Raw genomic sequence first — 11525 nt, forward strand, 5'->3', positions numbered from 1 at the left:
GATGCTGCTGTCAGCGGGCCGCTGACCGAGACGCGCATTCAGATGACGCCGCCACAGACCGCCAGCGGGCCGCTGGTTATCGACGTCATTTCTCCCGACATGCCCTTCATCGTCGATTCGACGCTGGCAGCGCTGCGCGCCATGGGCGGGGTGGTCCGGCTGTTCTCGCACCCGGTGGTGCATGTGAGCCAGCGCGCCGTGGTCGAAAGCGGTGGTGCGGCGCTGAGCGTGCTCCATATCCATAGCGAGCCGGTGGCCGATCTCGATGCGCTGCATGCCGAGATTGCCTCGACGCTGCGCGATGTGGCGCGGGCCGTGGGCGACTGGCGCGGCATGCTCGACCAGTTGCGTCAGGCCATGGCCGGGCTCGATGGCCTGAAGCCGGGGCTGCGCGACGAGCCGCTGCTGTTCCTCGAATGGCTCACCGAGCACAATTTCACCTTCCTCGGCGTGCGCGAATATCGGCTCGACGGGCAGGACCTCGTCGCCGTCGATGGCAGCGGGCTCGGCATTCTGCGCGATACCGACCTCAAGGTGCTGCGCCTCGGCAAGGACTATGTGGAATCGACGCCCGAACTGGTGGCCTTCCTCAATTCGAACGAGCCGCTGCTGGTGACCAAGGCCAATGTGCGCTCGCGCGTGCATCGCCGCGCGCACATGGACTATGTGGCAGTCAAACTTTATGACGCCGCGGGCGCGGTGCGCGGAGAACTGCGCGTGACCGGGCTTTTCACCGCCCAGGCGCTGGCGACGCCGCATACCGAGGTGCCGATCATTCGCCGCAAGATCGGCGAGGTGATGCGCAAGAGCGGGCTCGATCCGCTGGGCCATGCCGGGCGGGCACTGCTGAGCGCGCTCGACAGCTATCCACGCGACGAAATGTTCCAGATCGACACGGCGCAGCTGGCCGAGTTTTCCGAGGCGATCGCGGCGCTTTATGACCGGCCGCGCGTACGGGTGCTGCCGCGTATCGACCGGTTCGACAATTTCGTCTCGATCCTCGTTTTCGTGCCGCGCGATCGCTATGACGGCGATGTGCGGGCGCGGATCACGCGCTATCTCGCCGATGTCTATGACGGCCGGATTTCGGCCTATTACCCCAACTTCCCCGAAGGGGACCTGGTGCGGCTGCATGTGATCATCGGCCGCGTGGCCGGGCCGACTCCGACGCCGACCCGGACTGAGCTTGAGGCGCGGGTCGAGGGCCTGACGCAGGACTTTTCGGACCTGCTGCTCAAGGCGGCGCCCGATCCGGCAGCCATCAGCGACTATCGCGCGGCCTTCTCCACCGCCTATCAATCGCGCAACACGGCCGAGGACGCGATCAACGACATCGCGGTGCTCGGTGGCGTCAACGAGGGCGAGATCGCGCTCAAACTGCGGGCGCGGCAGGGTGCCGAGGGTGCGCTGGGGCTAAAATTCTACGCCAAGGGCGGCGCCATTCCGCTTTCGGACCGCGTGCCCATGCTCGAGCATTTCGGCTTCAAGGTCATCGATGAGCGCACCTATACGGTGATCCCGCGCGACGGGATCGAGCGCTTCGTGCATGACATGGTGCTGGCGCCGAGCAATGGCGCGGAACTGGACGTGGCGGCGCGCGGCGCGGCCATCGAGGCGGGGCTGCTCGCCGTCTGGGGTGGCGCGGCCGAGAGCGACCAGCTCAATACGCGCGTGACCCAGGCGGGGCTCGACTGGACGGAAGCGGCGCTCTTGCGGGCGTTTTCGCGCTATCTCCGGCAGATCGGGATTTCCTATTCGCAGCGCTACATCGCGCAGGTGCTGGTGACCCAGGCGGAAGCCGCCAAGGCGCTGGTGACGCTGTTTGCGGCTCTGCACGACCCGGCCCTTGCCAGCCGCGGCATGGCCGAGGCGGCAGCACGCGACACCATCGCGGCGCAACTCGAGGCGACGGCATCGCTCGACGAAGACACGATCATCCGCCGCTTCCTCAACCTCGTCGATGCATCGCTGCGCACCAACTCGTTCCAGCGGGACGAGCATGGCCAGCGTCGCCCGGCCCTGGCGATCAAGTATGACAGCGCCAAGGTGGACGGCATGGCCGCCCCCCGGCCCTATCGCGAAATCTCGGTCTATTCGCCGCGCGTCGAAGGCATTCACCTGCGGTTTGGCGCGATTGCGCGCGGCGGTCTGCGTTGGTCGGACCGGCCGGAAGACTTCCGCACCGAAGTGCTGGGCCTGGTAAAGGCGCAGCAGGTGAAGAACGCCGTGATCGTGCCGGTGGGAGCCAAGGGTGGCTTCGTACCCAAACGGCTCGTGGCCGGCATGGCGCGCGATGCGTTCATGGCTGAGGGCACCGAGAGCTACAAGATCTTCATCGGCTCGCTACTCGATGTGACCGATAACCTGGTGGATGGCGCCGTCGTGCCGCCGGTCGATACCATGCGGCGCGATGGGGACGATCCTTATCTCGTGGTGGCGGCGGACAAGGGCACGGCGAGTTTCTCGGACACGGCCAATGCCATCGCCATTTCGCGCGGCTTCTGGCTCGGCGACGCTTTCGCCTCGGGCGGTTCGGCGGGCTACGACCACAAGAAGATGGCCATCACGGCGCGTGGCGGTTGGGAAGCGGTGAAGCGGCATTTCCGCGAGATGAACCGCAATATCCAGGCCGAGCCTTTCACCGTTGCCGGTGTGGGTGACATGAGCGGCGACGTTTTCGGCAATGGCATGCTGCTGTCGCCGGAAATCCGGCTCGTGGCGGCGTTTGACCACCGCGACATCTTCATCGACCCCTCGCCGGATGCGGCCGTGGGCCTTGCCGAGCGCAAGCGGCTCTTCGCCCTGCCCCGTTCGAGCTGGCAGGATTATGACAAGAGCCTGATTTCCAACGGCGGCGGGGTGTTCTCGCGCAGCCTCAAGGTCATTGCGCTCAGCGAGGAAATGCAGGCTCTGCTCGGCCTCAAGAAGGCTACCGCGACGCCAAACGAGGTGATGCGGGCCATTCTTTCGGCGCAGGTGGACCTGCTGTGGTTCGGCGGTATCGGCACCTATATCCGGGCGGCAGAAGAAGATGATGCTGCCGTAGGTGATCGCGCCAATGACGCGATCCGCGTTTCGGCGGACCAGGTGCGCGCCCGCGTCGTAGGCGAAGGCGCGAATCTGGGTGTGACTCAGCGCGGTCGCATCGCCTATGCGCTCAAGGGTGGGCGGATCAATACCGACGCCATCGACAACTCGGCGGGTGTCAACTCCTCCGACCTTGAGGTCAATATCAAGATCGCGCTGGCGCCGGTCGTGGCGGCGGGGGCACTCGATGCCGATGCGCGCACAGCTTTCCTCGCCAGCATGACCGACGAAGTGGCGGCGCTCTGCCTGCGGAACAACTATCTGCAGAGCCTTGCCATATCGCTTGCGGAACGCTCGGGAACGGCGGAGCTGCCGGACCATCGCGTGCTGATCGAGGGGCTGGAAGAGCGCGGCCTGCTGGACCGGGCCGTCGAATTCCTGCCCACCGACGCCGTGCTCGACGCACGGACGGCGCAGGGCAATGGGCTGACACGGCCAGAGCTGGCCGTGATCCTTGCCTATGCCAAGCTGACCCTGTTCGACGACCTGATCGTCGGCAGCGCCATCGACACGCCCTATCTGGCCGGCGAGCTCTTCCGCTACTTCCCCAAGGCGCTGCACGAGACTTATCCGGGAGCAATCGAGGGGCACCGACTGAAGCGCGAAGTGATCGCCACGGTGCTGGCCAATGCCATGATCAATCGCGGCGGCCCGGCCTTCGTCTCCGAACTCATGGCGGCAACCAGCGCCAGTGCCGGCGACGTGGCGCTCGCCTATGCGGCGGTGCGCGACATCTATGGGCTCACCGCACTCTATCAGTCGATCGATGCGCTCGACACCAAGGTGCCGGGATCGGTGCAGCTGACGCTTTATGCGCAGGTGGAAGCCCTGCTCTATCGCGAAGCGCTGTGGTTCCTGCGCAATGGCAATGTCGGGGCCAGCGATGTGGCCGCGCTTGTCGAACGGCACAAGGCCGGGGTCGAGGCGCTGCGCGGTGTCGGCGCGGGCCTCCTCTCGGCCAAGGAGCGCGATGCACTGACGGCGCGGGTCAAGAGCCTTGTAACCCATGGGGTGAGCGAGGAGCTGGCCCAGCGGATCGGGGAATTGCCGGTGATCGGCAATGCCAGCGATATCGTGGTGGTGGCGGAACGCGCCGGGGTCTCGATCGAGGCGGCGGCTGAGGCCTTCTTTGGCGCGGCGGGGCAGTTCGACCTCTTCCGCATCGTCGAGGAAGGACGCAGCATTGCCCTTGCAGACCGGTTCGACCGCATGGCGCTCGACCGCGCCCTCGCCAACCTGATGCGCGCGCTGCGCGACCTGACGGCGGACGTGCTCAAATCGGGCGATCTCGCCACCTGGCAGGGCGAGCACGAGGCCGGCATTGCCCGGACCGTGAAGGCGGTGACCGAGCTGACAGGCGGCGCAGCGACGGTGTCGCGGCTGAGCGTGGCGGCGGGTCTTCTCGCTGATCTGGCGCGCGAGGGCTGAGACCCGACGAAGAAAATTGCCCGCCGCGGGATAGCCTGCGGCGGGCTTTTGTTTGCGTGCCTAAACGAAAGTCGGTCTTGTCCGGGCGGCATCAATGGCGACAGTGGCGGCAACAAGGAGTTGCCCATGACCACGCTCGCGCAATGGCTTAAGTCCGAAACCGACGATCTGGCTCTGCAGAGCGTAATCGCCAGCATGGCGGCGGCGAGCGCCGAGCTTTCGGGCGTGTTGCGCGTGGCCCCGATTGCCGGGCAGACCGGCCTTGCCGGCCACACCAATGTGCAGGGCGAGGCACAGAAGGCGCTCGACGTCATCTCCAACGACATCGTCCTCAAGCATCTGCGCGAGAATGCGGCGGTTGCGACGCTCATTTCCGAGGAGCTAGACGACGCGGTGCAGCTTGGCACTGGCGGCGCCTATATCGTGGCGACCGATCCGCTCGATGGCTCTTCCAATCTCGATGTGAACGTGACCGTGGGCACCATCTTTTCGGTGCTGAAGAGCGCGGGCGGCTTGCTGCAGAAAGGCCGGGCGCAGGCGGCCGCCGGTTATGTGGCCTATGGGCCGGCGACGAGCCTGGTGGTTCGCATTGCCGGGGCGGTGTCGGTGTTTACGCTCGATGCCGAGGGCCAGTGGGTGCAGGTGGTCGTGGCGGCAAAGGTGCCCGAGACTTCGGGCGAATTTGCCATCAACACGGCGCGCGAGCGCTTTTGGGACGCGGCGACCACTGGCTATGTGCAGGAAAGCGTGGCCGGGGAAACGGGTCCGGCAGGCAAGCGCTATAATATGCGCTGGGTCGGCTCGATGGTGGCCGATATCCATCGCATCCTGATGCGCGGCGGGATTTTCCTTTATCCCCTCGACAGCGAGACCGTGAGCAAGGGTGGTCGGCTGCGGCTGCTTTATGAGGCCAATCCGATGTCCTGGCTGATCGAGGGCGCCGGTGGGCTGGCGACGACCGGGCGGCTGGGGATCTTGGATATCGAGCCGAGCGGCATTCACCAACGAGTGCCGGTGATCCTTGGATCGGCCGAGGAAGTGCGGCGGGCGGAGGCGTGGTACGCCAAAACCTAGTGGCTGGTGATCCCGAGGCTTTGCTCAATGCGGGCGATGTCGGCCGGCGTTGGATTTTCGAGCGCGGCTAGTTCGAGAAAGAGCCGTTCGGCACCGCCGGGCGTGGCGATGCCCATCATGCGGCCGGTGGTATCACCGATATTGAGCCAGTGATGGGGCACGTGGGGCGGTAGTGTCACCACCGTGCCCGCGCCGCCTTCGATGACGTCATTGCCGCACCAGAAGCGGAACGTGCCCTCGATGACGCGGAACACCTCGGTTTCGCGGGTGTGGGTGTGGGGCGTCGGCCCCTTGCCCGGGGGGATGAAGTTTTCCCACATGCCGATGGTGCCGCCGGTTTCCTCGGCCGTGGCATGGACGAGGATCGGGCTGCCGTGTGGGGCACGACCGTTTTTCGGACTATCGGGAAATGAAACAAGGGCCCGCAGGAAAGACATGGCGCCTATCTCCTCAATGAGCTGGTGCCAATCTAGCACGAGGGCGCAAAGGTCGCCAGCGGATGGCTCAGGACAAGGATTTGCAACGTTGCGAAAGTGCCGGTAGAAGCTTCGGAGATGCCCGGTTTTGTTTGCCGGACGGGAGCCACGATGAGCGACGCCACCACCTCTCTGCCCAAGACCAATGCCAGCCCCTGGCAGAAGCGCCCCTTTCACCGCCAATACCTGATGCGTCAGGCGAACGACCTCTTCGACTTTTTCGAAGCGGCCTCGATCAACCCCAAGGGCGGGTTTTATGAGCTCGACGACGAGGGCATGCCGCTGAACGAAGACAATGCCGTGCGGCAGATCCACGTCACGACGCGCATGATCCATTGCGCCGTGGTGGGCAGCCTTATCGGGCGGCCGGGATCGGACGAAATCGTCGACCACGGCATGAACTATCTATGGAACAAGCATCGCGACCAGAAACATGGCGGCTATGTCTGGTCGCTCGATGACAATGGTTTTGTCGATGGCGCCAAGCAGGCCTATGGCCACGCCTTCGTGCTGCTGGCCGGCGCCAGCGCCAAGCTGGTGGGGCACCCGCTGGCCGACAAGGTCATCGCTGATGCGACCGAGGTGATCGAGAAGCGGTTCTGGGACGAGAAGCAGGGTGCGGTCCGCGAGGAATTCGCCAATGACTGGTCCCCGATCAGCAGTTATCGCGGCCAGAACTCCAACATGCACCTCACCGAGGCGCTGATGGCTGCCTTCGAGGCGACCGGCAACCAGGCCTATCTCAAGAAGGCCGAGCGGATTGCCGAGCTGATCATCAAGAAAAACGCCGTGGTGCTGGGGCATCGCGTCGCCGAGCATTTTGACGAGAGCTGGGTGGTCGACAAGACTTATCGCCACGAGAACGAAATGTTCCGCCCCTCCGGCACGACGCCGGGCCATTGGCTGGAATGGGCGCGCCTGCTCTACCAGCTCTGGGTTCTGGGGCACAAACAGCATGCCTGGATGACCGATGCGGCGCGGCGCCTGTTCCAGAACTCGATCGACCTTGGCTGGGACAAGGTACATGGCGGGTTCTTCTATACGCTCGACTGGGACGACAAGCCGGCGATCCGCGAAAAGCTGTGGTGGCCAGTGGCCGAGGCCATTGGCGCTGCGGCCTTTATCTGCGCGCACGACAACGACGCCTATTTCCAGGCCTGGTATCGCAAGCTCTGGGACTATGCCGAAAACCACGTGATCGACCATGCGCGCGGCGGCTGGCTCAGCGAACTCAAGGAAGATCTGACGCCAGCTTCGAACCTTTTCGTCGGCAAGCCGGACATTTATCACGCGCTGCAGGCCTGCCTCATTCCGCTTTACCCTGCCACCGGCAGCCTGACGCATGGGATCATCGAGCAGGATCACACGGCGCGTTGACAGCCTGAAGTGATCGGAAATCGGGCGGCGCGGGACAACCCTGCGCCGCCCTTTTTCGTTGTGCCTCCTGAACAGGAGGCCGAGATGCAAAGACTGAAGGGCAAGATTGCCTTGGTGACCGGGGCTGGTTCGGGCATCGGCAAGGCGACCGCACTGGTGCTGGCGCGCGAGGGGGCGGCCGTGGCCGTACTGAGCCGGACGAAGCACGAGGTCGACCAGACGGCGGAGGAAATCGAGGCGCTGGGCGGGCCCGCGCTCAGCATCACCGCCGACATTTCTGACGATAAGGACATGGAGCGGGCCATCGAGCTCGTGGTGCAGCGGTTTGGGCGGCTCGACATTGTCGTTGCCAATGCGGGGATCAATGGGGTCTGGGCGCCAATCGAGGATCTGAAGCCCGACGAGTGGGACAAGACCATCAGCGTCAACCTGCGCGGCACCTATCTGACCATCCACCATGCGGTGCCGAAGCTGGAAGCAGCGGGTGGCGGGGCCGTGGTAATCGTTTCGTCGATCAACGGCACCCGGGCCTTTGGGACGCCGGGGGCGAGCGCCTATTCGGTGACGAAGGCGGGACAGGTGGCGCTGGCCCAGCAATTGGCGCTGGAACTGGGGCCGCGGAAAATCCGGGTGAATGCGGTGTGTCCGGGCGCGATCGAGAGCGAGATTTCGGACAATACCGAACAGCGCGGCAGAGAAAAGACCGAGATTCCGGTGGAGTTTCCGGAAGGAGATATTCCCATCACCGGGGGTGCGCCGGGCAAGGCCGAGGATGTGGCCGAGGCGGTGCTGTTTCTGGTGTCGGACGGAGCGCGGCATATTACCGGGACGCCAGTATGGATCGATGGTGGGCAGGGGTTGTTGCGGTAGGGGCGTCGGGGTGCTCATTGCTTAGACGGGGGTTTCCCGCTTTCGCGGGACTGGCGCGTGGCGTGGAGGGCACGAAGGGCTGGGGCGCCCTGCCCCGTCGGCAAAATCCATCGATTGCATGGCGGGGTTGGCGGGCGTAAACACGCGCTGACTTTTCCGCAAAAAGCCGGCCAAATGACCGATACATCTGCCCTTGCCGCTACCCAGAGCCTTACCGACATCGTGGTCGAGGCAGCGATTGCCGCCGCGGCGGTGATCCTCGATGTCTATTCGAGGCCGATCCACGCCGTGGCCAAATCGGACGGTTCGCCGGTGACCGAAGCGGATGCGGCGGCGGAAGAGGTGATCATTGCGGCGCTCGCCGGGACCGGATTGCCGGTGCTGGGCGAAGAGAGCGTGGCGGCCGGGATCGTGCCGAAACTGGGCGAACGCTATTTCGTGGTCGATCCGCTCGATGGCACCAAGGAATTCATCAAGCGCAATGGCGAGTTCACGGTCAATATCGGGCTCGTGGAACATGGCCAGCCGACCATGGGGGTGGTGCTGGCGCCAGTGACAGGCGGGCTCTTCGTCGGCGATGCCGGTGGCGCATGGACCGGGCGCGTGGTCGATGGCGTCATCACCGAAAAGCGCGCGATCAATGTCGGCTGGCTACCGCGGCTGCGGATCGTCGCCAGTCGTTCGCATGGGCATGAAGCGCTCGAAAAGCTCTGCCAGACGCTCGATGTCGAAAGCGATGTCTCGGTGGGATCGTCGCTGAAATTCTGTCTTCTGGCGCGCGGCGATGCGCAGCTTTACCCTCGCTTTACCCCAACTTGCGAATGGGACACCGCAGCAGGCCAGGCGGTACTGGAAGCGGCCGGCGGGGCCGTGGTAACACTTGATGGCGCACCCATGCGCTACGGGAAGCACGAACTGAGCTTCCTCAACCCCTATTTCGTCGCGGCTGCCAGCCTTGAACTGGCGCAAAAGGCTGCAGCGGAGATGCGGGCACTGCTGCAGTAGCCGACTTCGACCAGGCACTCATTTGTAGCAAAAGTGCCATGCAACGAACGCTTAACTGATCTGCACGATCAAAACCGTCGTAAATCTTGTGCGGCGGGGGTTGTAGTTATATAGCCCCAGCATATATCGAACCGGCATAACGCTGGGAGGGTTGTGCTATATGAACGTGCGGACGCTCTGCCTATCGGTTCTCTACGAGGGCGAAGCCACGGGCTACGATATCCGTCGCATGTGCACGGAAGGCGAGTTCGCCTATTTCATCGAAGCCAGCTTTGGCTCGATCTATCCCGCGCTGGCAAAACTCGAGGACGATGGCCTCGTCACCAGCCGGACCGTGCCGCAAGCGGGCAAGCCCGCACGAAAAGTCTATTCCATTACCGACGCCGGACGGCAGGCCTTTGCAGATGAATTGCATGCTCCGCTCGGTGACGATGTATTTCGCAGTCCTTTTCTGCTGCTGGCACGATTTGTCAGCATTCTGCCGCAAACTCTGGTGGCAGAGCGGGCGCAGGCACATCTCGACCAACTGATCGCCGAACGGCAGCAGTTGGATCAGGTGCGGGACGAACACGAATGCAGCCCAGCCGATTGCTGGGTCCTCAACTACGGTCGTGAAGTACTGGGCGTTGCAGAGAAGTACCTGCGTACCCATATGGACGAACTGATCAACTTATCGAGAGCCGACGAGCGCAAGGACGCGGCGGAATAAAAGGGGCGACTATTCTATGCGTGCATTGTTTTCCTATGGTCTGGCGCTATTGATCCTGCTCGGAGCAGGCGCCTGGCTCGCCACCGGCACACTGGTTCAGGGCGGCAACGGCCCTGGAAACGGTGAAAAGCCGATCGTCTCGGTCATCGAAGGCAAGGATCATGGTCCGGTGCAACAGGCACTGGCCAATGCCGGCGTTCTGGCCGAGCACCATGAACCAGCAACCGACCCGACCCTGACCATTGCCCAGCGCAACGAAGAGACGACCGGTGCCAATGCCCCACTGCCGGACGTCCGCACCCAGGTCTTTACCGCCCAGCCGATGCCGATTGATGTGCCGCTGCGTGGCCGCACCCGCGCCAAGTCGACGGTGACCGCCGTGGCGGAAACAGCCGGTGCTGTTGACGTCGTGCATGTGACCAAGGGCCAGCGCGTGGAAGTGGGTGACCAGCTTTGCACGCTCGACCAGGGTACGCGCGTTGCCGCCGTCGCCCAGGCCCAGGCCGGCGTCGACCAGGCCAATGCGGCCCTCGCCCAGGCCCAGCTAAACTACGACACCAATGCGGGCCTGCGCGAAAAGGGCCTTGCCGCTGCCAACACCGCCAATGCCGCCGACGTGGCCCTCGCCCAGGCCAAGGCCGGCGTCAGCCAGGCAGCAGCCGGTCTCGACAATGCCAAAGCTGAACTCGACCGCACCGAAATCAACGCCAAGGTGGCCGGCCTCGTGCAGGACCCGGTGGCCACTGTCGGTTCGATGCTGAACGCCGGTAGCCCCTGCGCCACCATCGTGCAGCTCGACCCGATGATCTTTGCCGGCATGGTTCCGGAAAAGCACATTGGTCTGGCCAAGATCGGGCTCACCGCCTCGATCAAGACCGTCACGGGCCAGTCCGTCGAAGGCAAGGTGACCTATATCGCCTCGCAGGCCGACAATGCGACCCGCGCCTTCCCGGTCGAAATCGAGATCCCGAACGCCGACTTCGCCATCAAGGACGGCGTGACCGCCGAGGCCGTGGTCAATCTCGGTTCGGCTCCTGGCCACCTGCTGCCACAGTCGACCCTGACGCTCGACGATGACGGCGTGCTGGGCGTGCGGACCGTGGAAAATGGCGTCGTTGCCTTCCACGCCGTGACCATCGTCAGCGACACCCGCCAGGGCGTCTGGGTGACGGGCCTGCCCCCGGTGACCGAAGTGATCACCGTCGGCCAGGAAAGTGTGACTGCCGGACAGGCCGTTAAGGCCAGCCCCGCGACTGCTTCCGCTGAAACCGCAGCCAGCTAAGGACGAGTTTGATGCTCGACTTCATCGAAAAAATTCTGAGGATGCCGAGGGTCGTCCTCACCGTCATGGTGATCGTCCTGACGGCTGGCACGGCTTCCTACCTTTCCTTGCCCAAGGAAAGCTTCCCGGCCATCGACGTTCCCTATCTCTACGTCTCCATCAGTCAGACGGGCGTATCGCCGCGCGACGCGGAAAACCTGCTGGCCAAGCCGGCGGA

General features: G+C 64.3%; 9 protein-coding genes. 8 read left to right on the top strand and 1 reads right to left on the bottom strand.

Annotated elements, in window-relative coordinates; all coding sequences use genetic code 11:
- On the top strand, nt 1-4515 hold a 4515-nt coding region (locus tag J0I64_RS19395), incomplete at its 5' end, for an NAD-glutamate dehydrogenase (RefSeq protein ID WP_291411341.1).
- Nucleotides 4516-4641: 126 nt separating this feature from the next.
- A complete protein-coding gene (locus tag J0I64_RS19400; protein ID WP_291411343.1) occupies nt 4642-5589 on the top strand; it encodes a class 1 fructose-bisphosphatase in 948 nt (315 codons plus the stop codon).
- On the opposite strand, the gene J0I64_RS19405 is transcribed toward J0I64_RS19400, so the two are convergent.
- Nucleotides 5586-6026, bottom strand: a complete 441-nt coding sequence (locus J0I64_RS19405) for a cupin domain-containing protein (protein ID WP_291411345.1) — start codon at nt 6024-6026, stop codon at nt 5586-5588. The genes J0I64_RS19400 and J0I64_RS19405 overlap by 4 nt on opposite strands.
- 150 nt (nt 6027-6176) lie before the next feature.
- Between J0I64_RS19405 and J0I64_RS19410 the strand changes: the two genes are divergently transcribed.
- The 6 genes from J0I64_RS19410 to J0I64_RS19435 all read left to right on the top strand — a co-directional run.
- A complete protein-coding gene (locus J0I64_RS19410; RefSeq protein WP_291411347.1) occupies nt 6177-7442 on the top strand; it encodes an AGE family epimerase/isomerase in 1266 nt (421 codons plus the stop codon).
- 84 nt (nt 7443-7526) lie between these two features.
- The gene (locus tag J0I64_RS19415; RefSeq protein WP_291411350.1) at nt 7527-8312 is read left to right on the top strand and encodes an SDR family NAD(P)-dependent oxidoreductase; all 786 of its coding nucleotides are present in this window, start codon (nt 7527-7529) and stop codon (nt 8310-8312) included.
- 174 nt (nt 8313-8486) lie between these two features.
- Entirely contained in the window at nt 8487-9317 is an 831-nt protein-coding gene (gene cysQ, locus J0I64_RS19420; protein WP_291411351.1) for a 3'(2'),5'-bisphosphate nucleotidase CysQ, read from the top strand.
- Nucleotides 9318-9477: 160 nt separating this feature from the next.
- Nucleotides 9478-10026, top strand: coding sequence for a PadR family transcriptional regulator (locus tag J0I64_RS19425; protein WP_291411353.1), 549 nt, complete (start codon nt 9478-9480; stop codon nt 10024-10026).
- A 16-nt stretch (nt 10027-10042) separates the two neighbouring features.
- Nucleotides 10043-11308 carry an efflux RND transporter periplasmic adaptor subunit gene (locus J0I64_RS19430; RefSeq protein ID WP_291411355.1) on the top strand — a complete coding sequence of 422 codons (1266 nt, stop codon included), beginning with the start codon at nt 10043-10045 and terminating at the stop codon, nt 11306-11308.
- 11 nt (nt 11309-11319) lie between these two features.
- A partial coding sequence (locus J0I64_RS19435) for a hypothetical protein (protein WP_291411357.1) occupies nt 11320-11525 on the top strand: 206 nt, incomplete at its 3' end.

Origin of the sequence: Devosia sp. (assembly GCF_017307565.1) — a bacterium.
In the GTDB taxonomy this organism is placed as follows: Bacteria; Pseudomonadota; Alphaproteobacteria; order Rhizobiales; family Devosiaceae; genus Devosia.